The following is a 24,546-nucleotide window of genomic DNA, read 5'->3' as shown; positions in this document are numbered from 1 at the left end:
GACAGACCAATCCGGGTTGAATGGACATTTGATATGCCTGGGAAATATTCTTTCCAGGCATAACTTCGCTACAAACGAGACTTTCCTTGCGATTTTTTCTAACCGACCTACCCCAGCCTCTCCACCCGCGTCTCCCCCTCCACCATTGACAGCTGATACAGCGAAAACGATCGCTGTTTCTCAATCAACTTCGCCAGCTCCGGCGAGTGGCTGGTGAGCCAAATCTGCGAGTAGCGGCTGGCCTCGGCGATTAAGCTCGCCAGCGCGGGCAGCATCTGTGGGTGCAGGCTGTTTTCCGGTTCGTTCAACGCGATAAACGCCGGTGGGCGCGGGCTTAACAGCGCTACCGCCAGGCACAGAAAGCGCAGGGTACCGTCGGAGAACTCCGCCGGTTCCAGCGGCCTGCTAAGACCTTCGCGCTGCATCATCATGCGAAAACGTCCGCCGGTGTTGTCGCTGTAAAACACGCAGCCGGGGAAGGCCTGGTCAAGGATGCGCATCAGCAGCAGCTCGTCGCCGATCTCGACGATAGTCTGAAACGCGGCCGCCAGGTTGGCACCGTCGCTGGCCAGCACCGGGGAGCGGAAGCCGACCTGCGGGGCGCGCATCGCCGAGCCGATTGATACAGAAAACTCATGATAAAATCGCCAGTTACGCAGGGACTCGCGCATCTGCGACACTTCCGGGTAAAGATGCGGTTCGCCGAGCTGCCCGAACACCGATTCGTTCTCGTACAGCGTGCCGCTGTGGGTCACTTTCTCGTGATGCACGTTGTTCAGAAATACTGCCTGGTTCTTACGCTTCATCAGCTGTGATGAAGGCCGACGGTGCTGACCGCTCAGCCAGATGGACTCCTCTTTGATCACCGGGTCGAGCTGAAACTGCGAGGGATAGGGCAGCTTCTCCACAAACCCGACCTGCAGCTCGTATTCGTAGGTCTCTGTTTCCACCGCCAGATTCATCCGCCGCAGCTGGTCGCTGCGGGTTTTGCCTGCCCAGAACACCTTCAGAATGCCGCCCTCGTTTGCCAGCGCCTGGGAAAACTGTCCCTGAGCGGCGCTGTGCATCAGGTGTATCGCCTTGTAAATATTGGATTTCCCGGTGCCGTTCGGCCCGAAGACGATGTTGAGCTGCTCCAGCTCCAGCGACATGTCGCGGATGGATCGGTAGTTTTGAATGTGCAGGGTGTTGATCACTGGCAGGCCCCTTTTTGCAGAATAAGCCTGTATATAATCACAGTCTTTGAGATGAAATGCAAAAAAGAGACGACAGTGAGGATGTCGTCTAAACGGGGTACTGCTTTGGGCCTCTACGGGTCAATGGGGCCTTCGCATTTTTATGATCACTTGACTGCCAGACGCAGACCCAAATCATCAGGATAGGGATCAAAGTAGTTTTGCGTCATCAGATACCGGTCGGGGTATTCGGCCAGGTAGTGCTTCAGCAGCGTGATCGGGGCGAGAATAGGCAACTGTCCGTTGCGATAGTGCAGGATCACGTCGCGCAGCTCGCCGCGCTGGCGGGTGTTCAGCTGGTTACGGAAATACCCCTGGATATGCATCAGCACGTTGGTGTGATTCTTCCGCGAGGCGGGTTTTTTCAGGATGGTCATCAGTTTTTCCCGATACGCCACGAAGAAGGCGTCCAGGTCTTCCCACTCGTGCAGCGAGGCAACGAACGGGCCGATTTCGCGGTAGCCTGCCTGATGGTGCGCCAGTAGCTGAAGCTTATAGCGGCTGTGAAAATCCAGCAGCCCACGGCGCGTCAGACCTTTAGCGCGCAGCGTGTTTAGCTCGTGCAGGGCAAATACCCGCTCGATAAAGTTTTCCCGCAGCACCGGGTCGTGCAGCCGACCGTCTTCCTCGACGGGCAGCCACGGGTAGGTTTCAAGAAGGGCGGCGGTGAACAGCCCGACGCCCTCCTTGCGGCCCCGGTTGCCGTTTTCATCGTACAGCCGCACGCGTTCCAGGCCGCAGCTTGGGGATTTTGCACAGACGATAAATCCCGACAGATCGCCGATTTTTGGCAGATAGTCTGCCGTAAAGTCGGCCATTTTCTGCGTGAGGTCATCATGAGGCGGCTTGCTGAAACGGAGCTGCGTTTCGCCGCTGTCCGTCAGCGTCAGGCGTATGGCCGGACGAGGGGTCGGGAGACCGATAGCCATTTCCGGGCAGACGGGCCTGAAATTCACCCACTGGGCCAGCTCATCCATGACGAAGCCCATACGCTTGTGTCCGCCGTCAAAGCGAACGGCGGATCCGGTCAAACATCCGCTAATACCGAGCACAGGTTTCGTTGTCATGGTGTAGTCCTCCCGTTCACATAATTAAAACTTACACAACATGACTAATTTGTCCAAGTATTAGCGGAACTATTTTTTTTATTCCTTTAAAATCAATGCGTCTTAACTGCCCTTGTAGGTCGAGTAACCGTACTGGCTCAGCAGAAGCGGAATGTGCAGCTTCTCGTTGGTGCGGGTCACGGTAAACAGCACCGGGATCTCCGGGAAGAAGGAGTCCAGCTTTTTGCCGTGGAAGTACTCTGCGGTTTTGAAGGTCACTTTATACACGCCAGGCTGCATGTCCTGATCCTGCGGATAGAGCGATTTGATGCGGCCGTCGTGGTCGGTTTTACCGCTGGCAATCGGGGTCCATTTGTCCTGCTGCTGTTTCTCCAGCGTAACGGTCACGTCTGATGGCGGCATCCCGGTTTGCTGGTCGAGAATGTGGACGCTCAGCGTGCCGGCAGGGGCGCTAAAGGCAGCAGGGGCAAAGGCCATCGAGGCCAGGATCAGCAGAGGGGCAGTTTTTTTCATGGTGTTTTCCTGTTGAGTTATTCGTCACAGGAAAACGTTAGCATCTGCGGCGCGGGAAAATATTCAACTTTTCGTGAAGATTCCCGCAGGAGAAAATTATCAGAGGATAATCACTTCAAGCGATACCTGCTGCTGCCACTGCTCCACCTGTTTTTTCCGCCCGGCGGTGAGTTTGCCGCTGGTGACCAGAAGCCATTTGCGCTCCGGGAAAATTTCCGGTGCCAGCGCGTCAGGCGGAACCGGCAGGATGTCGATTCGGTGGCCCTGCCCGGTGCGCGTTAAGGCTTCGAGCCAGATCTCGCACGGGTCGTTCAGGTGCCAGCCGCTGAGCAAAATATTATCGCCCGGCGCTTTTTTATCGCCTTCGAGGCAAAACGAGGTGTAGGCGATGATGATGCCGTCGAGGATCGCGCGCAGGGTCATGGCGGCGGCGACGTTGGCCGAGACCTGGCTGCGCAGCGGGCGCAGCACGTTCGCGACCAGCTCCGGCCTTGGGTATTCGCGTCCGGCGTCGTAAATCATCTGGCGCAGGGACTCGACCTTGCCGTCCTGCAGACGTTGCAGCATGTTCTGCTGCAGGGTTTGCCAGTTGTTGGTCCGTCCCGGCATCGGGCGCTCCAGCAGCGGTTTGACCTGGCCGATCGGGACGCCTTTTTTTACCCAGTCGAGGATTTTGAGCGCCTGCTGGACGTCCTCGTCGCTGTACTGGCGGTGGCCGCCTTCCGTGCGCTGTGGCTTGAGTAAACCATAGCGACGCTGCCACGCCCGCAGGGTGGTGGCGGTGATGCCGCTGAGTCTGGCGAATTCGCCGATGGAGTAAGCCATGTCCGTGTCCAGAGTGGAGGAATACTCTCAATATACTACGAATTTTCCCGAACGGGATGAAGCGCCGAAACGGTGCACTACACTTAACGTCCAACCGTGCAAATGAAAGGAATTCTCATGAAGCTATGGCCTGTAGTGACCGGTGTTGCCATTGCGCTGACGCTGGTCGCCTGTAAATCCCCCACGCCGCCGAAGGGCGTGCAGCCGATTTCCGGTTTTGACGCCAGCCGCTATCTTGGCAAATGGTACGAGGTCGCCCGTCTGGAAAACCGCTTTGAACGCGGGCTGGAGCAGGTAACCGCCACCTACGGCAAGCGCAGCGACGGCGGCATCAGCGTGCTCAACCGGGGCTACGATCCGGTGAAGAACAAGTGGAACGAGAGCGAAGGCAAAGCGTACTTTACCGGCGAGCCAACCACCGCCGCGCTGAAGGTGTCCTTCTTCGGCCCGTTCTACGGCGGCTATAACGTGATCAGGCTGGACGATAAGTACCAGTACGCCCTGGTCAGCGGCCCGAACCGCGACTACCTGTGGATCCTGTCGCGCACGCCAACCATTCCGGATGCGGTGAAGCAGGATTACCTGAACACCGCGCGCGGTCTGGGCTTCCGAACCGATCAGCTGGTGTGGGTGAAGCAGTAGCCCCTACTGGTAGGAAAACGTAATGCTGGCCAGCGCGTTGGCCGAGCCGGGGACCAGTTCGCCGGTTCGGATGTACTGCGCCTGGAACGGTAACGTGAGCGTCTGCGCCGCCGTGGTGCTCTGGATGAAGAACTGGCCGGTCGCACCCGCGGCCGAGCTGTCCGGCCCCATCGTCAGCGGCCCGCTGCCGTTGTAGAAAAACTGCACCCCAACGCCGGACGCCGTGGAATCTCCGGTCAGGGTCACCACCGACGAGGTGTTCGACGGCGTGGTCTGATCGGTCATCACCGCGTGAACCGCCACGTTCGCGTCGCAGGTCAGGCCGACGGTAAACGTCCCCGATGGCGACGTGCTTCCCACCGTGGGCAGGGTGCGAATATCAATGGTGCCCAGCGCCACGCTGGCGTTTTTGCTGCCGACCGTACACCCGCTGGCGGTCACCGTGATGGTGGTCGGGCTGATGATGACCTGCGCCGTTTTCGTTTCGTTGTTATAGGCGGTGAGCACCGCGGCGTTGATGGTCGGGATGTTATAGACGCCGGATTTCAGGGCGGCACCGGTTTTAATAAAGGTGACCTTTGCTGACCATCCCAGATCCTGGGCAAACCCACTGGTGCCCTCTGCCGGGTAGCTTTGCGTGATACCGGTTTGCAGGGGAATATATTGCGTACTCTTAAAATCCTTCAGCCCGATGATATACCCCACGCCCGGTACGCCGGTCTCAAAAATGGTGTAATTCGCGCCGTCGACGGTGACCGTCGCACCGCTTGAGATGGCGCTGCTGCTGGGCTGCAGCGTGCCTTTGTTGCAGGTAAAAATAAGCCCGCACCAGAACACCTGCTGCACGCTGGCGGTGGCGCTCCAGGTCGATCCGATAATGCTGCCCGGCACCACGGAGTCCGCTGGCCCGCTGTAGGTCATCGGCTGAGGCGAGAGCGTAATGTCCGATTTCCAGTCCAGAGCCTGCACGCTGGCGCAGAAAAGTAATCCGCTGAGAGGAAACGCTAAACGCATCATAGATACTCCGTTGTCCAGGTGGCGAGGGCTGACACATCACCGGCGCTCACCGGCGTAGCGGTGGCAACCAGCTGCGCGTAGAAGGTCATCTGTACGCTGTCATCCCCCGCCGTTCCGTATGCGGTGGTCTTTGTATTCAGGGGAATGAGTACGCTCTCTTTATCGAGGATCTGCACCGCCACGCCGGTAGCGCCACCGTCGGCAATTTTCAGCAGCTGCGGATTGGCATCATCCGGCGTACCGCTGAAGCGAATTTTTACGCCAGCAAAGGTTGGCCCGCACGCTTCAAGCCTGAGCGTGAAGGGCGTTTTGATATTGCTGACGGCCCCGGCACGGCTGAACTGTTTAATACCAATGGTGCCCAGCGGCACGTTTTGCTCAACGGAGTCCTGCGCCACCACGCAGGTGTTGCCGATCAAATTGCCGGTGACGGAGACCAGCACGTCGTAGCCGCGAACGGGGAGCGTGAAAACCAGCAGCAGCGCAAGGCAGCCGATCCGAAGCGTTACTGACATACCACCTCCTGAGAATAAAGACCGGTGCGGGCGTTATAGTTCTGCTTGTTTAAGGCGTAGGTAATGGCGCAGCGCTGGCGGCTGCCGCGGCCCCACACGGCGTTCAGCTTGCCCTTCTCTGACAAACCGGAGAGATACAGGCTGCCGCCATCGCCAACGATGCCGCTGGTTTTGTCATCATCGAGCGAGACCAGCGTGCCGAAGGGGAGCACGTCGTTGCCGTGACGTACGATAAACATCGCTTTTGCCCCCTGGTGCGTGGTGAAGGTGGCGCGAACCAGGGCGCCATCGGTAGGCGTTTTGTTGGCGATGGCGTTTTCCAGCTCCACGTCGTTGCCGGCGGTCGTCACGTCCAGCGCGACCTGGTTAACGCGGTACGGCGTGGCGTACGGGATCACCGCGTAGCCACGGCCGTCCGTTTTGATGCCCTTATGGTTAAGCACGGCGACATTGCTGGCCCCCGGCGCTTTTACCAGAATGTTGGTGTTCCCGAGCGGCTGGCTCAGCGTCAGGCCATCTTCATGCACTACCGCGCCGCCGCTGATGCCGTAGCTGAGGTTGCGGGAGTCGCTGGCGTAGCTGTAGCCCAGGTTGTAGTCTCCCCACGCGCCTTCGTATTGCAGGGTGGCATCGCCGCCGTAGTGCTGTCGGGAGCTGTAGCGCTGGTTGACGCTATAGAACAGATTCTCCTCACCCGGCAGGTAGCCGCTCACGCCCGTGCTGGTGGTGGTGCCGGTGGAGTCCGCATGGGTCGTGGTAAAGCGCGCGCGGGTCGACAGCGTCGGGTTGCCCAGCGGGACCGAAATCGACATCGACAGGATGTTATCTTTCTTGTCGTCATACAGGCTCGAGCTTCGCTGGACGCTGACGCCAAGCGACACGTTGCGAAACGTGGCGTTCCACGCAAACTGCAGGCTTTGCGTGGTATTTGATGTGTTCCAGTAGGTCTGCTGATCCCACGACAGTGACAGCGAGCCGTATTGTCCCATCGGCTGCGACAGCAGCAGCTGGTTTTTTGCCTTGCGCGACATGCGCAGGTTGTACACGGTGTCGTATTGGGTGGTGACGGTGCCATCGTCTTCCACCGTCTGCTTTGGCGATCCGCCCGACATGCCTTTGTACGTGGTGTCGCTGAGGGTATAAAACCCTTTCGTGGAGTAGCGCAGCGAGAAGAAATTCACCCGCGTGCCAATGTCGTTCAGCAGCTTGCTGTAGCGCAGGCGCACCGAATCACCGGTATAGTGCCGATCGTCCGCCAGCTGGCTGCGGGCGTGGGTCAGATCGATGGAGTAGGCGCCAAAGCGGCCGAGGTTTTGCCCAAACCCGAGGGCCAGGCCGTTATAGCGATCGGCAAACTGCGCCCCGCCGTAAAACGTCAGGCCGTATCGCCAGCCGTAGAACAGCTCGCCCTGCGCGAAAGCGGGCGCGTCCTGATTGCCCGTCGGACGGTATTTCCCGGCGCCGAGGGCATATTTCACCTGTCCGTTACGCACCAGGTTCGGCACGCTGGCAAAGGGAAGCGTGTATTGCGTTTTGCTGCCGTCGTTCTCCTGAATGGTGACCGCCAGATCGCCTCTCGAGGAGGTCGGGTAGAGATCTTTCAGCACAAACGCCCCCGGCGGGACGGAGGTTTGATAGATGATGTTGCCGTTCTGGCGAACCGTGACCGTGGCGTTGCTGCGCGCGATGCCGCGAACTTCAGGCGCATAGCCGCTGAGGCTGGCGGGCAGCATGTTGTCATCGGTTTTCAGGGCGATACCGCGCAGGCCCACGGAGTCGAACACCTGCGCCGAGGTGTACGTTTCCCCGGCATACACCTGCGCGCGCAGGGCGTGAATATCGCGCTGCAGCCAGGTCTGCACGTGGGTGAGCTCATTGCTGTCTTTGGTCCACGTGGTGAAATCACGCAGCCGCCACGCGCCCAGGTTGACGCCGCTGTTGAGGCTCGCAAACAGCTGCTGTTCCCGCGTGCGCGTCTCGCCGCGATACTCATTGTTCGAGCCATTGACCACGTAATTCAGCCACGCGGCAGGAATGCCCGCCTCCCAGCTTTCCGGGCTGACGTACCCGCGCGGCAAATTGCGCATCGCACTTTGCGGTACGGTGAAGCTCAGGGTGAGCGTCTTCTGGTCCAGATCAAACTGCGTATCCGCAAACGCCTTCGTTAGGAAGATGCAGCGCTGCGCCAGCGGCAGGTCGCCACCCTTCGCCTGATGGCTATCGATGCCCAGCGCGGCGAATTGTTCAGGCGTGAGGCAGGGCAGCGCTTCACCCGTGCTGTCTTCAGCAAGGCGGAACGTGACGTTACCCGTGAACGCATAATTCGTATTGATATACACGTTGAAGTTGTAATCACCCGGCGGCAACGCGCTCCCGGCGTTGACCCAGGCGAGATCTGCGCTGTTTGCGCTCTCGCCGTTGAGGAACGCAGGGTTAAATTGCAGCTCGCTTTCAGCAGCCACGGCTTGCCGAATCACCAGGGAGATCACCGTGGCGCACAGGATTTTTATTTTCACGTGGTCACGCCTTACTGTTTTTATTATTGGGATAACGACGTGCGCGTGGCGGGGGTCCATGCCCCGTAATCGTTAATGGTCTGATAGCTCATGCTGCCCGCATGGCTGAAGGTTTCGGCCAGCGTCACGCTGCCTTTCGGGGGCACCATCACCGGCTGCACCGGCATACCGTCAATTTTCACGTTGATGGTGGTGAGGTAGTACGGCGTAGGGTTGCTGAGCGTGACTTTTCCGGCGCGATAGGCACCGGCCAGTTTTTTCCACGCCTCTCCCGGGCTCTCGCTGAGTCCCTCCGGGCGATAAAAGACCTTGATGCGGTTAGCCGACGCAAACTGCAGCGTATTCCCGGCGCCGCTTTTCGCCTGCTGGGGGATGGCTTTGACCGTCATCCAGTAGAGCGTCTCCCGATCCGCTGGCAGGGCTTTGCCGTTAAACATGATTTTCACCGCGCTTTCGCTGGCCGGTTTTATGACGTACAGCGGCGGCGTGATCGCGAAGTCGTTGGTGCGCTCGCCTTTCTCATTCTCCATCCACGACTGGATGAGGAACGTAGCGTCGGGATGGGTGTTTCTCACCTGCATCATGGCCTGGCTGGTGGCGCTGGAGTAGACCATTCGCGTTGCGCCCAGCCCCACGCCGCCGGCATAGACGGCGGAGGAACATAACGCACCTGCCAGGCAAATCCATGTGTTTACGCGCATAGTGTTTCTCCTGAAAGCTAAGACAGGCCCGGCTCGCAGACCGGGCCTGAGGATTACGAATAGGTCACGGTGTAGGTCGCGACGGCGCTGGCATCACCCGCGGTGGCGCCACCCTTCGGCGAGTAATATTTCGCGCTGAAGTTCAGGGTGTTGGCACCCTTACGCAGAGGGATGGCCGCAGCAGGTTCACCCAGGTTCACCACGTTGCCCTGCTCGTCATAAAGGCGAATAGCCACGTTTTGCGCAGAGTTGGCGCTGCCGTTTGCCCCGACGGACAAGCTATTAACATCGGAAGTGTCCGGCGTGCCGGTGAAGGTGACGGCCACGGTTGTGGCGGCAATCGGGTTCTCATCCGTAGAGGCTGAGGTATCGGCGATTTCGCAATCTTCCAGGGTGATGGCAAACGCTTTTGCCGTGCTGGCAACGCTGCCTGCCGTCTTCAGCGTTGCGGTACGCACTTCACCCATGTCCACGTCAATGTTGGCGCTTCCTGCGCTGATGGCGCAGGCTGAGGTCACCACTTTGCCGCTAAAGTTCACCGTGCCGCCGCTGGTGCCGGCAGCCAGGGCCGTGCCCGCTGGCAGTAAGGCCGCAATAGCGATCGCGAGCAGCGTTTTATTATTGAATTGAGCTTTCATTGTCCTGATTCCATTATGGTGTTATGTCGAGATTTGCTCTGAAAGCAGCAGGTCTAACTGGTTAAAAAGACCAGCAAATCTGTCTTGTTCCTGAGCCCGAGTTTTCTTATCGCTGAGCTTTTTAACGCGCTGACACGACGGTAAGAAAGCTGCTCTGTTTCGGCGATGTAACGCATATCCAGACCCTTTCGCAGTTCCTTCAATACCCTCCATTCACCCGGCGTCAGCGATAACGCCGTGGGTTTTTTTAGTGGGCGATAACGGCTATCGACCATTTTTAATACGCTGGCTCGCCAGTGATAAAGCGGGTCCTGCAGCGAGAGATAGGCGTCTATTTCACCGCGTATCCACAGCCAGGAATTTGCCGGTGCGGAATACATGCAAATAAGTACGTCGGGATAAAGGACTTTCATCTTCCTGATATATTTCAGGCAGTCATATCCCGCGTGATATTTCTCCATGCCGGATAAAAAAATCACGTCTACCGGTGCGGTCGCGAGTATCGCTTCGATCTCCGCGTAATTATCGATCGATGCTGTAATCTGCATAGCCGGGACAATATTTTTTAATAACGCGGCGATCCCCTGGCGCGCAAAGTGATCTCCACCCAATAGCGCGATATTTAAATGACGTGTGTTGTTGAGCTTATTCGCCATGTCATTCCCTCGATTTATAATTGTAATGAGACTCGTCTGTCTGGCAGAACGATGCCTGTATTTTCGAAGCAATTAAGCATTGCACGGTGTGAGCCCACTATACTCAGGGCGTAAAAGAGGTAACCTGAATTAATCTTAATTTGTTTTAAGTACGGTTTAGGTGTAGCGTCAATTTCTCCTCGCTGAACCGGCTTTTGCTTATCTGCCTGTAAATAATCATACCGGTAGTTTTTATTGAAAAGTTGGCTTTAATAAATGTTTTGTAAGGAAATAGTCTGGAGACGTCATGCGACGCGGGTTGTTACTGACGGTGGCTAACAGTTTCGCACCGAAATTGTTAATTAAGACGACAGCTTTCGAATTGGTCGTAATTTCGAAACCCGCTGGCAGAGCGCGTCCTCTCTGCTTTTGATTAAAAAAACAAATTAAGCGCGCTGAATAATTCAGACAATGATGGCTAAAGCGTTCAACGGGCGCCTTTGTCGAGTTTTGTCAGTGTCAAGACGGCTTAAAATGGCGGTTAAGAAAACTTCAGACCGGTCAGATAAAGAGAAAGGAAAAATAAGATTTTTCGCCAGGCGCCAGGATATACAGTTGCGCATTTATCCGTCACATTAATCCTTACACAGGCGAGGGATACGCAGGTTAACCGTGAAGGGAATCTACTGGAGCAACAGGCGTTGACCGGAGGTATTTAGCCCATTCTATGCATAAGCATTACATTATTAATGGCCTGGTAGAGTTTCATCCAGCGGCCAGCACATTACGCGATCTCAACAATCCTGACCGGGTGGTGGTATTAAATTCCCCGGCGGGGCGCTGTTTGTTGTTATTAATAGAAAGAGTCGGAAGTATTGTGACTCAACAGGAGTGCATGGATATTGTCTGGCAGCGCCGGGGGATGCTGGTTTCGCCTAATACCTACTACCAGAATATTTCTATTCTGCGTAAGGGGCTGAAGAAAGTGGGGTTTGAAACCGATCCGATTGTCACTATCCCGCGGATTGGACTGACGCTCGCAAGCGATACGCAAATCACCGTTAAAGAGACGCAGCCGCAGGCTGAAGAGGAAGAACGTGCTGCTCCGGATGCCGCCGAAGAGACCGTCGGCCCGACGGCCCCGACACGCCGCTTCTTGCTGCCGGGCGCGCTGGTGCTATTGCTGATGCTGGCTGGCGTGAGCGTTATCAGCCATAACCTGCTGCATGACAGCTATTTTGTAGACGGGTACCGCTTCGCGATGAAGATGGGCGAATGCCAGCTCTATTTTTCTCGCGATATTGAAACGCAGCGCGACAGGGATAAAGCCCTGGCCTATGCCGCCCCGTTTAAGGACCAGTGCGCGAACTATCCCTGGGTTTACGTCAGCGGATATATCCTGCTGCCCCGTGCATCGGTCATTCGCTGTGACAGGCCAATGACGGAACCCAACCGCTGTATGTCCGATTATTTTATTGAGGATCGCTAGTATGGTTCGCTACCGTCAAACGCTTGTTGCGCTCTGCCTGTGCCTGTTGATGGGGGCTATCGTGGCAGCGTATTACCTCTGGCATCGCCATTACATCCAGCCCTTTTCCTGCCAGGCGAACTTTATTCAGCATCACCGTGATGAAACGCTCTCTCTGTGGCTGAATTACACCGTGGAGGGTAACAGCGGAATACTCAGCATGAATGGCCGGTTGAAAAGCGATCCCACGAAGACCCTGAATCGCAAAGTTTTCTTTCAGATTGAGCGCAAAGACAGCGTCTATAATCTGACGTCCATACGCAATATGAAATTTCCGGACGACAACATCAGCGACAGCTGGCTGGAGAAGTACGAGCCCTTATTTTTTATCTATCCGAATAAGAATATTTATATGCGTATTAAGAAACAGCAGAATGAGAATTATTTATTTATTCTGGGGACGCTGCCGACCTACGTGTGCCACACGTCAAAAAACGGATAGCGACAGGGAGAAATGTTTTTAAGTTTTTGCGGGCATCATTTATGCTTGATTTAACAGCCAGGACCTATCTTAGGAAAATATAACAGCGACAATAATGTTGCGATAATGTAATTATTCTTCGGCAAGTTAATGAAAAATATAATTGATGATAGTGTCAGTATGACGCCTGCACGGAATAAATCCCTGCATATGGGTTTACTCCTGTGGCCCCATTTCTCGCTTTTCGCATATTCAGGATTAATAGAGGCGTTACGTATTGCATCCAGCGTCCAGAAGCGTAGCCAGAAAATACGCTTTAAACTCAGCCTGATAAGCACTTATCCCGACTTACCGATAGTGAGCAGCTCAGGGCTCAGCGTGCGGCCTGAGGCCGCCCATGCGCCGCCCGGCGACTTCGACTACATTGCGGCGATCGGCGGAGGTCTGGAGCATCTTCACCAGGGACACCGTGGCGACAGAGCGTTTCTCACGGAGGCTTATCACAACAACGTTCCCCTGATAGGTATTGGTACCGGCAGCTTTATCCTGGCGGAGGAAGGCTTACTGAACGAGCGCCGCGCCTCGATTCATCCTCATCACCATGACGTTTTCACGCAACGCTTTCCGCAGGTTTATGCTGAGCAAGGTCTCGATTTTATCGACGAAGGCGATGTGCTGACCTGCCCGGGCGGGATCTCAACGCTCACCCTGGTAACGGCGCTGATCCGCGCCCACGGGGGAGACGACATTGCGGCCACCACCTCCCGGCGGCTGTCCCTTCCTCCGCATGACGCCGCCACGCCGCGGCCCGCGAATATCGCCATGATCCCTGATTCACGGCTGCGCAGGGCGGTGACGATCGTCGAACAGTATCTGACTCACCCGCTGAACGCCGCCAGGCTCGCGCAGGACGTTAAGCTGAGCGAACGCCAGCTTAACCGCCTGTTTCACGCCGAGTTTGGCAAAACGGCGCGGGAATTTATTCGCAGCGCCAGGCTGCGCTATGCCTGCTGGCTGCTGAAAAACTCTCAGCAAAGCGTGACGGATATTGCGCGGCGGATGCGGTTTAGCGACTGCGCCCATTTTATTCGTCATTTTCAGACCGAGTACGGCTGCACGCCGGGGGTATGGCGCACGTCGCAGAACTGATGCACCTATCTCGTGCTTTCTTCGTAGGGTATTACTCGCTCGCCTGGATAGACTTCCGTTAAAAGCCCAACGGAGGGAAGACGACATGAACTGGCAGCCTTTTCGCGGCGATGCACCGGAAAATATGACGATTTTCAGCGCGTCATTTCCCGACGTCAGCGACCAGTGGCCGATGAAAGACGACGCTGCCCGTGAGATCGCCTCCCTTGACCGCGCCCTGAAAGCCGAGCCAGCGCTCCGGCCTCCGAGGGTGGAATACGACGAGGGGGGGCAGGCCGTGCTTGTCCCGCAGAACCGCTATTCCGAACAGGCCTTCCGCAACCGCCCGGCGCTCACCGCGTGGCGTACCCGGCTGGTGCCCTCCGCGCTGGCGCTGTTTGTGGTGCAAAACCCGCTGGAGGACCGCCTGCCCGACGGCACGAAAATGGACAGCGACAGCCGCCAGTGGTTTATCCACGCTAACGATGCGGTTGGCGTGCGCTCCCGCGCCCGGGTGCTGGCCGCGCTGGTGGATAAGTATATTCACAACGAAAGTGAAAATAACTGGGTTAGCCTCGCAAGCGGTGCCGCCATTCCGGTGCTGGAGGCGCTGCGCGAAGCAAAGCTCGACGGCCAGCGTGTATATCTCACGCTGGTGGACAAAGACCCGGTGGCGCTCAGCTGGGCCGAAACCATGGCGGCGCAGGAAGGGATTGTGGTGGGCGAACAGCTGACGCTGCTCAGGCGCAACCTGCTCCATACGCTGGTGCGTAACGAGGACCTGCTGCTGGAGCTCGGCGAGCATCAGGCCGAACTGGTCGACGCGCTGGGGATTTTCGAATACTTCAACGATACCGATGCGGTGATTTTTCTCCAGCGCGCGCTGCGGCTGGTCAAGCCCGGCGGGGCGGTGATTGTGTCGAACATGCTGACCAGCAGCCCGCAAATTGACTTTGTGCTGCGGGGTATCGGCTGGGAGGATATTCACCCGAGGTCGTTACAGCAGCTGCAGGATATCCACCTCGCGGCAGGCGTGCCGGTGGAAAACGTCACCGTGGTTGTGCCGAAGGATGGGGTGTATGCGGTGATGGAGATTAGGGTTTAGCTCGAACGGTGTGGGATGACAAACCGCACAATCGGTTCCCTCTCCCTTGAGGGAGAGGGCTAGGGTGAGGGGGAGCAGGGCGCAACAATATTTACCGTTCCTCAGTTGTTCGGTTAAACCGAACAACTGTCATGAAGGATTGACTCGTTTTCCTGTTCTCATTCCCAGGTGATGATTCTTGCTTGCCATGATCTATCATTTGCCTGGTTTCCTGAACCAACTTTCGGGCCATTTCCTTGATACGCTCTCTACTTTCAGATGTACGAGAGTTTATAACTTCATTTAAGGTCTTCGTTTTATTGCCTCCATGCTTCTGGATACTTGATTTAATCTCTGCGCTCTATAATGATCCCCCCATGAAAATTGAAACCGCACTTCCCACACACTTCGAACGTCTGGTTGCGATCTGGGAATCCTCCGTCCGCGCCACCCATCACTTTTTGCAGGAAAGCGATATTGCGGCGCTGCGCCCGCTATTGCTTAACGCCTATCTGCCTAACCTCAAGGTCGTGATCGCTCGCGATGACGCAGGCGTTATTCACGGCTTTTTAGGCGTGGATGAAAACCGCATTGAAATGCTGTTTGTTGATGAAGCGAGTCGCGGGAAGGGCGTCGGGAAATTGCTGCTGCAACACGCCATCGCAGCGTTCGGCGCGAACGAAGTGGACGTGAATGAGCAGAATCCGCAGGGCGTGGGATTTTATCGCCATATGGGGTTTGAGCAGGTCGGACGCTCGGAACTGGACGGGCAGGGGAATCCGTTTCCGTTGCTGCATATGCGATTGGGTGAGTAAAAATAATCAGTAGGTAATTTAAAACGTTACCGTAATTTCTGAGGGATATAATAACACCCTTATCATTCATTAAAAAAATAATTGTATTAATTTACGGTGATATTAATATAGCTCTCGCAAAAGGAGAGCGCAGATGAGCGATGGAATAAAAATTGGCGGAGTGCGACTGCTAACGCTCGGTGAAATTAACCTTGCCAAAACACTTTATGGTTTAAGTATTCGTTATAATGAAGTGTGGATTCATCGGGGAAGTTATTTGCCCTTCAATATGCAGAATTTCAGAACCGCAATGACGCCAAACGGTGAGATTTATTTTATGGAAGGTACGTATGAAAACGACTTTTCCATGTCCCATCAAAGAATGTCTCGTATCGTCGGAGCGCATCTTTTTCTGCATGACATGATGCATGTTTAGCAGCATCAGCACGGTATGATGGTACGCCTTCGCGGAGCATTCTCCTGGGCTGTCGACTATTCCTACCATTTAGATAAAAATCACTTGCTTGATTACGGTCTCGAGCAACAAGCCTCTATCGTCAGTGATTTCTGGCTGCTCAATACCTATGGATTTGATCCCCGCAGCAACCTGCATAAACTCATTGATTATGACCCATCGGAACCAAAACAGGATCTTCTCAGGCGGTATGAAGCTATTTTAGGAGACTTTCCACAGTGAAACTAAAAATTCTATTCATTCCGATTATCTCAATGTTGACCGGTTGTCCGGGTGAAAATCTGAATATTCCTGAGCAGCGAACGATCATGATAAATGGCAATCATTTTTGTTTTAGTGTTGACGAAAAAGATATTTTGAATGGATATACAATTTCGTCTATGCAACACGGTGAATATAAAGAGTTTGCGGCCGAATTTCAAAGACGTTCATATCCAGATAGTTGTATCGAGATTGCCCTGCCAGCTGGCTATGCCTATGAAATCTCTTATACCTTGAATGAGCGAAATTATTACTATCCATTTTTCAAGGATAATGACGGCAGAGTCATAAATTATCATTAGGAGGAAAGTCAATGTCATTACCCGCGTACATGTTTCTTTATGATGAAAATGGAAACCCGATCAAAGGCAGCTGCAACGTTTCGGGCAGAGAAGGCGCGATTGAGATCCTTAACAGCAATTACCACATCCATCAGGTTTGCAGCGCCAGCACGGGCAATCTTATGGGGGCCAGAGAACATGGGGCATTCACGATCCATAAGCAGATCGACAAAACGTCGCCTTACTTTGCAGATGCTTTATGTCAAAGCAAAAGGCTACAGAAAGCGGTTATCCACTACTATGATGTGAACGAAGCAGGATTTGAATTCGAGGTGTACCGCATAACGCTGGATAGTATCGTGATTATGTCTGTCGATGCTGCCCATACCTGGGTTCCGGGGGCGCCTGGTTATAATATGATGGAAAGCATCGGGATTCGTTATCGCGGTATCGAGTGGTTTTATCTGGAAGGACACATTAAATATGAGGATCACTGGAATAAGGTGCCTCAGTGATGCTGTTAGTGAAGATTGGGTCCCTCTACCTTGATGGAGAGAGATTTAAAAAATTAGTTACTGGTAATTTGCCCGATGATTACGCCACGCACTTTTTCGCCATCGAAGTAATAGGAGACCGTATTACTCTGGATGAATCCATTCTGTACTGGCGTCTCCTGATAAAAAAGCATCGCTTTCTTTTGGGCGGTCTCTTTCGCGCCGAACAACGCGACTAAATTGCCATGTGTCGCATTTAATAACGGAACATTAGCGACTGAGACTCTGATAGGTTCCGTTGTTTTAGCACACTCGTTATGGATGCCATCTTTGGCTATAACTAGCGCAGTTAACAATCCTGCACCCATTTCGTTATCCGAGATGAACCAGTAATTCGTGCCATCGTCGTCATGAAGGCAGACCCAACGAGCGGAACTGTCTGTGTTGACTGGTGAGCTGGTGATATCTGACAGGTGAGTAACCTCCATTTGTACGGCTTGCTTGCCTATAGCGATGGTTGGGGAAAGGGGCACTGTTGTAGAAATTTCCGTCAGCGAGCCGTCTTCATCGTAATACTGGGCCGCAAAGCCGGTCATTCCCGTTGCTGAGACGTGTGAACTGACTGCAACGAGTAATGGCAATAAACAAAATAAACGCTTCATTTGACAATCAATACCGTATCGTTGCTTTTCCAGATACTCCTTCTGGCACTCAGAGGAGCAATGATGCAGCCCTCTGAAGAGTCGTCAGGGTGCAAACTGCTTTTACCATGTATTTTAAATGAGTCCCTACCACACATATCATTTGTCGAATAGGGTGTGAGGCTGAGAGTATATTTTCCAGTGTGGGCTGAATTATGAGGGGACCCAATAGTGTAGGTACCTCGTGGCAGCGGTCCGCTATTTTTTACACATTCTTGTGACGGATCGTTTTTGTAACCACTTGCACCTGCGTAATCAGCATCAAATTGGTAGACACCATCCAGATAAAATTTATGCTCTTTTACATCATATTCCCAGGACATACTTTCTCCTTAAGCGCGTTCTTTCCAGGTATCAGAGTGAATGATGTTTCCATCAATGTAGTGCCATGTGATTTTTTCATATGTCAGATCTACATATTCATGGTGTGTATAGTGTTCGTTTTGCGGATGTTTAATGTCAAACATGATAGGTTCAATTTGAACAACTCTTGCATTTTCTAATGTTGTCTTAAAGTAAGCCTCTTCAAGTCCGTTATAGTTGATCCTGTAGAATATAAATTCTGCTTTTTTAGTGTTTGCCCAGTGCACAAAGCTTTGTATAGATAAGAGGATGATGAATCAATCTCTTTCATGAATGCATAGGTACTACAAATGCGTTTTGCTGTGATTTTTCCGGAGGATTTATCTATAGGTTGTTCTATTGAATGCATAAATTCAATCACTTCTATTGAACCCTCGCGATCTTTAATATCGACAGATCCATTAATTCTCCGACCTGAATCATCCTCGAGCCATAAGTAAACAGGTATAGCCATCTCAGTCTCCTTTTATAGACTGAGGGAAACTACTCTTCATTATGGATTTAAATTGTGACTTTCATTTCAAAATAGAAAATAAAATATGGAAGTGGGACTTAAAATTGCTGTTTGCGATGTATAAGTTTCTCAGATGGATTTTTAAAGACTATAACGTTGAATTATGATTTCGTTGCCATCGTAAGATAAATGCTAAGTTAAAATAGCATCAGCTATTGAAATGATGAATGTCATCAAATATTCAACTTGTAAGTTAGCATTACATGTTGGGTTCGATTGCTTTTTGGATGTTATGGAAGAAATTTGGCATTCCATAATGTGTTTTATGTTGGCTGCATGCCCAGCAGCCAACTTGATAACAGCGGGAACGGTTATGATAATTGCAGGCTCGCCAGCGTATTCTCGATCTGGCATAACTTTGCTTTAGTGCGTTTGTAATCGTCCAGCATCCTTCTGCTCCTGCTCGTTATACGCCACCAGAACGATGCATCCTTTCATCACCTTTACCGTGACCTGCTGTCCGGTATCAAAACCCGCTGCGCGCAGCCACTTGCCGGAAAGGATGATTTTCGGCGTGGATTTGTCGAAAACATTCGGGTGGTATCCCACAATTAACGAACGCTCGGTTCCTGATTGGTCGGTGTCTGGGGTAGAATGCGAATCAGCCATAATCAACTCCTTGATAGTTGGTGAGGTTAGCTCTCGTCCGGTATTGCGAGTACCTGGCGAGGGCGTTTTAATTTGAGGTTTTTGTATGTTAAGGTACGTACCTCAGTGGAGAAATTTTGCTCTTGTAGGTACGTACATGTCAACAGCTAAACGCGACCCCAACAAATCTAAATCCGGAAAAGCACCGACGTTTCAGATTCGTATTACATCTGAATTGAAGGCTCAGTTTGAGGAGGCTGCGAAGGCTGAAGGGATGAGTTTGGGGAATTGGCTAAAATCGTTGGGAAGACAAGAATTAACTAGACTGAACGAAAAAAATAATAACAACGACATCAATAAAATATTCTTAAGTTCAGGAGACTGAAAATGTTACTAGCAGAGTCATTCATAAGCTTAAGCGATCTTTACGTGGCTTATAGAAAAGCGAAGCAAGAAGCTTATTTTGATACGTTTCATTCTAATTCAATAATGTATTCTAACTACGAGTCACAACTTCATGAAAACATCAAAAATCTATATTTGAATTTGACAAAGAATGATTCTGGATGGGAAAACAATGTTTCCTTTTTGGGAGAGAATTTATATATTCCAAAGGGATTGGATGATGGTGAATGGGATAAAAACCCTATTATGCACTATCGCTCGGTTGATCCAAATACCGACTGGAGAAAAAGATTCAAAGAAAATAAAAAGAAACTTCAAGCAGAATATAGACTAATTATAAATGCTACGGTGAATTATCAAATAATTTCCGCATTATGGATCCTTAAGGTTGGTCATAAGTTAGAAAAAAAATTAAATGAAAAGCTTTCTTATGGCAATAGATTAAGACGATATGGTAGCCAGGATTTTTCGGAAGAAAAAGATTATGTGATAAATGAAAATGCAAACGGCCTGTTTGTTCCTTATTTTACAGCCTATAAAAACTGGAGAAGAAATGGGCTTAAATCAATGGAGCGATCACTTAAGAATGGGAAAAACATTACAGCAGTAACAATGGATGTTGCAAGTTTTTATCATAATATAAATCCAGAGTTTATGTTGAGGCCATTATTTTTAAAAACTATTGGAGTTGAATTGTCTTCTGAGGAAGTTTCATTTACTCAATTACTTATAAACTCAATAAAAACATGGTATTTTCAGACCCCAGACTACAAAGAAAACCCGCAAGGGGCTATACCTGTTGGTTTGTCAGCATCGAAAATAATATCTAATGTATTATTATTTGAGTTAGACCAAGACATCTATAACAATATTAATCCTATTTACTACGGGCGATATGTTGATGACATATTCCTTGTCTTTGAGACTCCTGAGGATACTATAAGTGGTGAGGCGATAATACGGTATATTTCACAACGAGTTGATTGTATCAAAATTAATCGTGATGAAGAAGGATTACCGGATTTAGTTATAAAGCTAAAATATGCATTTGATTCAAATTTAAAATTTAAAACACAAAAGCAAAGAATTTTTAGTCTTTCTTCTGAGCATGGTTTAGATCTTATAAATCAAATATCTAGCCAAATAAGGGCGCAATCAAGTGAGTATCGCATGTTACCGAGTATACCTCGGGATTCTATCCAAATGGCTGAAAAAACCTTACTTGCATCTTCAGATGCTTCATTAGTTGCTGATGCTCTTCGGAAGGCTGATACAATTTCAATTCGAAGACTCGGGTTATCATTGTTAATTAGAGATGTGGAAAGTTACTCTAAAGATTTATCTTGTCATGAATGGAAACTCATTCGCCATGAATTTTATGGTCTTTGCGAAAGATATTTACTCTCTCCAAAAGGGATGTTTGAATATTTTCAGTACTTTCCAAGAATATTTCAAATAATGATTTCTTGTCAAGATTTCACACAGTTAAATAGTTTTATTTTAAAGATAAATCAGACTTTTGGGTTGATAAAAGAAACTACTTATGTCAAAGAAAGTAATAAACTTAAATACTGCATAAATTACTTTATAAAAAAATTGATCGAAACAGTAATAAAATCATCTACTATAAAAGGTTTTGATTCATGGAATCAATTAAAAAAAGTAATTGAGGATATTAGTTTTCTTTCCGGCGTAAGGTCTGAACCCTATGATATAGAAGAATTAAAGACTATTAGTAACATGCTTTTAATATCAGATTTAGGATTAAGGCCATATAAGGATTTTTGGTATCACTCTCAAAAAAGTGATGCAATTTGCATCAATATTCCTTTGGAAAAGAGTATTCATTACCTGCTGCGGCTTCCTCAAATTGAATCTTTTAGAAAAAAAGTCAAACTAAAGAAACCATTTTGGCCTGCGTTAGCTTTTTCAACTAGACCTCTGAATATTCAAGAGATGGTTCTTATTTGTCCTCATCTTCTCGAGGATTCTGATTTTTTTGAAAAAAGCGTTATGGGATTAAGGGGGGCAAAAATATTAAATAAGGAAAAATTTAGTTTTCCTCATAATGAAGGTATCAACTACAAAATTCCTTATTCAAGAAAGGAAAAAATAAATGTGGCACTAACTAGTTTTGAAACAACTTTGCAGACGTATAATATGGTTGTATCTGGCGTACCGAATCGTAGTCTTGAGAGATATGAGAGGACGAATGATTTAATAAATAATATCCTTCGAGCCCGTAAGAGGACTGACTATATAATCCTTCCTGAATGTTCAATACCAAGAAAATGGGCTGTGAGTATAGCATCAAAACTTGGTAAGCAAGGTGTTTCTTTTATAGCAGGTATGGAGTATTATAAATTAAATGGTGAGAAAGAACTTCGAAATGATTCGTTAATATCTTTGGCTACAGTTTGGCCTGGATACCCAACAAATTTAATAATTATTCAGCCTAAAATAAGGCCTTCTCATGAAGAAGAAAAATTTCTAAAGTTAAAAGAACAAGTTTTATATAAACCGAAGTTTTTAAAAGAAGTACCACACATATATCAGCATGGAGATTTTTTCTTCGGCGTACTAATTTGTAGTGATCTAACTGATCCTCGAAATCGTGTTCGTTTTCAAGGAAAGGTTGATGCTTTGATTCTTTTAGAATGGAATGCTGATGTAAATACATTTGGTTATTTAGTAGAGGGCGCTGCACATGATATCCATTCATTTATAATCCAAGTAAATAATAGAATGTATGGCGATAGTCGAGTTAGAACACCATATAGAAAGTCTTATGAGCGTGATATGGTTAGATTGAAAGGAGGTATAGATGATTATTTTGTTATTGCCGAAATTGATTTTCTACCTTTAAGAGAATATCAGCATACAGGAGTTATGACCGATACAGAAGAAAGGTTTAAGCCTGTTCCAATAGGCTTTGATTTGGCGAAAGAAAGAATTACTACAATAATGTTGGCTGGGAATAAAAAATGAATATTGATTTTTGGGCTAAATGGGTTTCACTGGCGTCTGATCTGGCAACATTTATTGCTGTTTTTGTTGCAGGTTTAGCTGCTTGGATTGGATATAAGCAGCTTAAAAGTAGTAAAGATGAAGAAAGGAAAAGTATTGCGTATGACATTTATCAACAATATTTGCAACTTTGTATTGTAAACCCAAAATTTTCAGCAGGCTTAGAAAAACCGGAAAATAATACTAATGAATATGGCCAATACCGCTGGTTCGTTTCTGCCATGCTATTCTCTTTTGAACAAATACTAGAAACTCAGTCAAGAGATTCTAAGTGGATTGCAACGATTAAGTCTCAACTTAGTATACATAAAGACTGTTTAAAAAATTCTAGAACAGTGAGAGATAAAGAATGGAGTAACGAACTACAAGGGATCATTGAAGAAGTTATTAGATAACTTTTGGCGGAAGATCACAGGAGTCGAACCTGCCCGGGAACGCTGGCGTCCCCAACTGGATTTGAAGTCCAGCCACCTCACCGGAGATGACGATCTTCCGCGCCTCGATTGCTACATGGAGGCGGGGCGCATTATAGCTACTTTCAGGCATTTACCACATACCCAGACACACTTTTTTCACCTCTCTTTTGACCTGTACACCCCTGTTTCAGTTAATTCCTAAGAAAATCCTCATGTTAGCCCCTCGTGCTTCCAACATTTACCGCGATCACAAAAAACAAGAAACGTAATCTGCTAACCAGAAAACGCAATACCCGCTCCTGAAACAATGGTTTAAAACTCTGTAACCGGTCTCAGCGCCCCCCTACAGCGTGAAGGATAAAAAAAGATGAGCGAAGTATTGTCAGTTAAAGAGAAGATTGGCTACGGCATGGGAGATGCCGCCAGCCACATCATTTTTGATAACGTCATGTTGTACATGATGTTTTTCTACACCGATATTTTCGGCATTCCCGCCGGGTTTGTCGGCACCATGTTCCTGCTGGCGCGCGCGCTGGATGCGATCTCCGACCCGTGCATGGGGCTGATTGCCGACCGCACCCGCAGCCGCTGGGGCAAATTCCGTCCGTGGATTTTGTTCGGCGCCATCCCGTTCGGCATCGTCTGCGTGCTGGCCTACACCACGCCGGACCTCAGCCTCAACGGCAAAATGGTTTACGCCGCCGTTACCTACACCCTGCTGACCCTGCTCTATACCGTGGTCAACATTCCCTACTGCGCGCTGGGCGGCGTGATCACCAACGACCCGACGCAGCGTATCTCCCTTCAGTCCTGGCGCTTTGTGCTGGCGACCGCGGGCGGCATGCTCTCCACGGTGCTGATGATGCCGCTGGTGAACCTGATTGGCGGCGACGATAAGGCGTTCGGCTTCCAGGGCGGCATCGCCGTGCTGTCGGTGGTCGCGTTCCTGATGCTGGCGTTCTGCTTCTTCACCACCAAAGAGCGCATCCAGGTGCCGCCGAGCACCACCTCCATGCGGGAAGACCTGCGCGACATCTGGCACAACGACCAGTGGCGCATCGTCGGCGTACTCACCATCCTCAACATCCTCGCAGTCTGCGTGCGCGGCGGCGCGATGATGTACTACTGCACCTGGATCATGGGCTCGCCGGAGGTGTTCGTCGCGTTCCTCACTACCTACTGCGTCGGCAACCTGATTGGCTCCGCGCTGGCGAAACCGCTCACCGACTGGAAGTGCAAGGTCAGCATCTTCTGGTGGACCAACGCCGCGCTGGCGGTGGTCAGCGTGGCGATGTTCTTCGTACCGATGCACGCCACCGTGCTGATGTTCGCCTTTATCTTCGTCATCGGCGTGCTGCACCAGCTGGTGACGCCGATCCAGTGGGTGATGATGTCCGATACCGTCGACTACGGTGAATGGACCAACGGCAAACGCCTGACCGGCATCAGCTTTGCGGGCACGCTGTTCGTGCTGAAGCTCGGCCTGGCGCTGGGCGGGGCAATGATCGGCTGGATGCTGGCTGGCGGCGGCTACGACGCGGCAGCCAAAAGCCAGAACAGCGCGACCATCAGCATCATTATCGGCCTGTTTACCCTGGCCCCGGCGGCCTGCTACGTGCTGAGCGCCATTATCGCCAAGCGCTACTACACGCTGAAAACCCCCTTCCTGACCAAAATCCTGGGCGAGCTGGCGCAGGGCGCGCGCCGCAATCAGCAGGAGTTTGAAAACCTGCCGGTCAGCAAAGAATTGCAGAACTAAGAG

Annotated in this window: 26 protein-coding genes, 1 tRNA gene and 2 pseudogenes; 14 read left to right on the top strand and 15 right to left on the bottom strand. The window is 51.0% G+C overall.

The window, feature by feature from the left end; genetic code table 11:
* Window positions 1-107: 107 nt before the first annotated feature.
* The 4 genes from M2422_RS14195 to M2422_RS14180 all read right to left on the bottom strand — a co-directional run bounded on the left by M2422_RS14195 (window position 108) and on the right by M2422_RS14180 (window position 3,640).
* A complete protein-coding gene (locus M2422_RS14195; protein ID WP_047059659.1) occupies window positions 108-1,196 on the bottom strand; it encodes an AAA family ATPase in 1,089 nt (362 codons plus the stop codon).
* A gap of 146 nt (window positions 1,197-1,342) precedes the next feature.
* A complete protein-coding gene (locus tag M2422_RS14190) occupies window positions 1,343-2,302 on the bottom strand; it encodes a DUF523 and DUF1722 domain-containing protein (protein WP_023333995.1) in 960 nt (319 codons plus the stop codon).
* A 102-nt stretch (window positions 2,303-2,404) separates the two neighbouring features.
* Complete coding sequence (gene uraH, locus M2422_RS14185) at window positions 2,405-2,815, bottom strand: hydroxyisourate hydrolase (RefSeq protein WP_033147068.1); 411 nt, start codon at window positions 2,813-2,815, stop codon at window positions 2,405-2,407.
* A gap of 99 nt (window positions 2,816-2,914) precedes the next feature.
* The gene (locus tag M2422_RS14180; RefSeq protein WP_032661978.1) at window positions 2,915-3,640 is read right to left on the bottom strand and encodes a MerR family transcriptional regulator; all 726 of its coding nucleotides are present in this window, start codon (window positions 3,638-3,640) and stop codon (window positions 2,915-2,917) included.
* A 117-nt stretch (window positions 3,641-3,757) separates the two neighbouring features.
* On the opposite strand from M2422_RS14180, the gene M2422_RS14175 reads away from it, so the two are divergent.
* Complete coding sequence (locus M2422_RS14175) at window positions 3,758-4,282, top strand: lipocalin family protein (RefSeq protein WP_047059663.1); 525 nt, start codon at window positions 3,758-3,760, stop codon at window positions 4,280-4,282.
* Window positions 4,283-4,285: 3 nt separating this feature from the next.
* Here M2422_RS14175 and M2422_RS14170 read toward each other — a convergent pair whose 3' ends face one another.
* Genes M2422_RS14170 through M2422_RS14145 form a run of 6 tightly spaced genes read right to left on the bottom strand, consistent with a single transcriptional unit; the run spans window position 4,286 to window position 10,325 of the window.
* Complete coding sequence (locus tag M2422_RS14170; protein WP_064673840.1) at window positions 4,286-5,296, bottom strand: fimbrial protein; 1,011 nt, start codon at window positions 5,294-5,296, stop codon at window positions 4,286-4,288.
* A complete protein-coding gene (locus M2422_RS14165) occupies window positions 5,296-5,814 on the bottom strand; it encodes a fimbrial protein (RefSeq protein ID WP_064673835.1) in 519 nt (172 codons plus the stop codon). The genes M2422_RS14170 and M2422_RS14165 overlap by 1 nt, the downstream gene beginning before the upstream one ends.
* On the bottom strand, window positions 5,805-8,330 hold the full coding sequence (locus M2422_RS14160) for a fimbria/pilus outer membrane usher protein (RefSeq protein WP_064673834.1): 2,526 nt from the start codon (window positions 8,328-8,330) through the stop codon (window positions 5,805-5,807). The genes M2422_RS14165 and M2422_RS14160 overlap by 10 nt, the downstream gene beginning before the upstream one ends.
* A gap of 23 nt (window positions 8,331-8,353) precedes the next feature.
* On the bottom strand, window positions 8,354-9,031 hold the full coding sequence (locus M2422_RS14155) for a molecular chaperone (protein ID WP_064673833.1): 678 nt from the start codon (window positions 9,029-9,031) through the stop codon (window positions 8,354-8,356).
* Window positions 9,032-9,084: 53 nt separating this feature from the next.
* Entirely contained in the window at window positions 9,085-9,669 is a 585-nt protein-coding gene (locus M2422_RS14150) for a fimbrial protein (protein WP_032661969.1), read from the bottom strand.
* A 53-nt stretch (window positions 9,670-9,722) separates the two neighbouring features.
* Window positions 9,723-10,325 (bottom strand): LuxR C-terminal-related transcriptional regulator, encoded by a 603-nt coding sequence (locus tag M2422_RS14145; protein WP_064673832.1) that lies wholly within the window; start codon window positions 10,323-10,325, stop codon window positions 9,723-9,725.
* Window positions 10,326-11,031: 706 nt separating this feature from the next.
* On the opposite strand from M2422_RS14145, the gene M2422_RS14140 reads away from it, so the two are divergent.
* The 9 genes from M2422_RS14140 to M2422_RS14105 all read left to right on the top strand — a co-directional run bounded on the left by M2422_RS14140 (window position 11,032) and on the right by M2422_RS14105 (window position 16,791).
* On the top strand, window positions 11,032-11,793 hold the full coding sequence (locus M2422_RS14140) for a winged helix-turn-helix domain-containing protein (protein ID WP_064673831.1): 762 nt from the start codon (window positions 11,032-11,034) through the stop codon (window positions 11,791-11,793).
* 1 nt (window position 11,794) lies between these two features.
* Entirely contained in the window at window positions 11,795-12,274 is a 480-nt protein-coding gene (locus M2422_RS14135; protein ID WP_064673830.1) for a hypothetical protein, read from the top strand.
* A 189-nt stretch (window positions 12,275-12,463) separates the two neighbouring features.
* Window positions 12,464-13,402: a GlxA family transcriptional regulator gene (locus M2422_RS14130; RefSeq protein WP_047059676.1), complete on the top strand. Its 939-nt coding sequence runs from the start codon at window positions 12,464-12,466 to the stop codon at window positions 13,400-13,402.
* Between the two features lie 85 nt (window positions 13,403-13,487).
* The gene (locus tag M2422_RS14125; RefSeq protein ID WP_064673829.1) at window positions 13,488-14,486 is read left to right on the top strand and encodes a class I SAM-dependent methyltransferase; all 999 of its coding nucleotides are present in this window, start codon (window positions 13,488-13,490) and stop codon (window positions 14,484-14,486) included.
* Window positions 14,487-14,842: 356 nt separating this feature from the next.
* Window positions 14,843-15,280, top strand: a complete 438-nt coding sequence (locus M2422_RS14120) for an acetyltransferase (protein ID WP_064673828.1) — start codon at window positions 14,843-14,845, stop codon at window positions 15,278-15,280.
* Window positions 15,281-15,413: 133 nt separating this feature from the next.
* A complete protein-coding gene (locus tag M2422_RS23935; protein WP_404995717.1) occupies window positions 15,414-15,695 on the top strand; it encodes a hypothetical protein in 282 nt (93 codons plus the stop codon).
* Window positions 15,696-15,710: 15 nt separating this feature from the next.
* Window positions 15,711-15,956 (top strand): type IV secretion protein Rhs, encoded by a 246-nt coding sequence (locus M2422_RS23930; protein WP_404995718.1) that lies wholly within the window; start codon window positions 15,711-15,713, stop codon window positions 15,954-15,956.
* On the top strand, window positions 15,953-16,297 hold the full coding sequence (locus tag M2422_RS14110; protein WP_224435036.1) for a putative T6SS immunity periplasmic lipoprotein: 345 nt from the start codon (window positions 15,953-15,955) through the stop codon (window positions 16,295-16,297). The genes M2422_RS23930 and M2422_RS14110 overlap by 4 nt, the downstream gene beginning before the upstream one ends.
* 11 nt (window positions 16,298-16,308) lie before the next feature.
* Window positions 16,309-16,791, top strand: a complete 483-nt coding sequence (locus M2422_RS14105) for a type VI secretion system tube protein TssD (protein ID WP_064673827.1) — start codon at window positions 16,309-16,311, stop codon at window positions 16,789-16,791.
* A 53-nt stretch (window positions 16,792-16,844) separates the two neighbouring features.
* On the opposite strand, the gene M2422_RS14100 is transcribed toward M2422_RS14105, so the two are convergent.
* The 4 genes and pseudogenes from M2422_RS14100 to M2422_RS14085 form a co-directional block, all read right to left on the bottom strand.
* Window positions 16,845-17,432, bottom strand: a complete 588-nt coding sequence (locus M2422_RS14100) for a hypothetical protein (protein WP_231113515.1) — start codon at window positions 17,430-17,432, stop codon at window positions 16,845-16,847.
* Window positions 17,429-17,794 carry a tlde1 domain-containing protein gene (locus M2422_RS14095; protein ID WP_072051083.1) on the bottom strand — a complete coding sequence of 122 codons (366 nt, stop codon included), beginning with the start codon at window positions 17,792-17,794 and terminating at the stop codon, window positions 17,429-17,431. The genes M2422_RS14100 and M2422_RS14095 overlap by 4 nt, the downstream gene beginning before the upstream one ends.
* A gap of 9 nt (window positions 17,795-17,803) precedes the next feature.
* Window positions 17,804-18,288, bottom strand: a pseudogene (locus M2422_RS14090) (Hcp family type VI secretion system effector).
* 371 nt (window positions 18,289-18,659) lie between these two features.
* Window positions 18,660-18,957: pseudogene (locus tag M2422_RS14085) on the bottom strand (SymE family type I addiction module toxin).
* A 136-nt stretch (window positions 18,958-19,093) separates the two neighbouring features.
* On the opposite strand from M2422_RS14085, the gene M2422_RS14080 reads away from it, so the two are divergent.
* From M2422_RS14080 to M2422_RS14070, 3 genes are read left to right on the top strand one after another with little or no spacing between them, the layout of a single operon-like run.
* Window positions 19,094-19,321, top strand: a complete 228-nt coding sequence (locus tag M2422_RS14080; protein ID WP_064673839.1) for a hypothetical protein — start codon at window positions 19,094-19,096, stop codon at window positions 19,319-19,321.
* Between the two features lie 2 nt (window positions 19,322-19,323).
* The gene (locus M2422_RS14075) at window positions 19,324-22,329 is read left to right on the top strand and encodes an RNA-directed DNA polymerase (protein WP_064673825.1); all 3,006 of its coding nucleotides are present in this window, start codon (window positions 19,324-19,326) and stop codon (window positions 22,327-22,329) included.
* Window positions 22,326-22,763 carry a hypothetical protein gene (locus M2422_RS14070; protein ID WP_029740794.1) on the top strand — a complete coding sequence of 146 codons (438 nt, stop codon included), beginning with the start codon at window positions 22,326-22,328 and terminating at the stop codon, window positions 22,761-22,763. Before M2422_RS14075 ends, M2422_RS14070 begins: the two co-directional genes overlap by 4 nt.
* Before the next feature lie 4 nt (window positions 22,764-22,767).
* Here M2422_RS14070 and M2422_RS14065 read toward each other — a convergent pair.
* Window positions 22,768-22,862 (bottom strand) — tRNA-Sec (locus tag M2422_RS14065).
* Window positions 22,863-23,151: 289 nt separating this feature from the next.
* Here M2422_RS14065 and M2422_RS14060 point away from each other — a divergent pair.
* A complete protein-coding gene (locus tag M2422_RS14060; protein WP_033147057.1) occupies window positions 23,152-24,543 on the top strand; it encodes a glycoside-pentoside-hexuronide family transporter in 1,392 nt (463 codons plus the stop codon).
* Window positions 24,544-24,546 lie beyond the last annotated feature (3 nt).

This window comes from Enterobacter sp. SLBN-59, assembly GCF_024807915.1.
In the GTDB taxonomy this organism is placed as follows: domain Bacteria; phylum Pseudomonadota; class Gammaproteobacteria; order Enterobacterales; family Enterobacteriaceae; genus Enterobacter; species Enterobacter asburiae_B.
The sequence above is the reverse complement of the archived record's forward strand: the minus strand, read 5'-3'. Positions and strand labels throughout refer to the sequence as shown.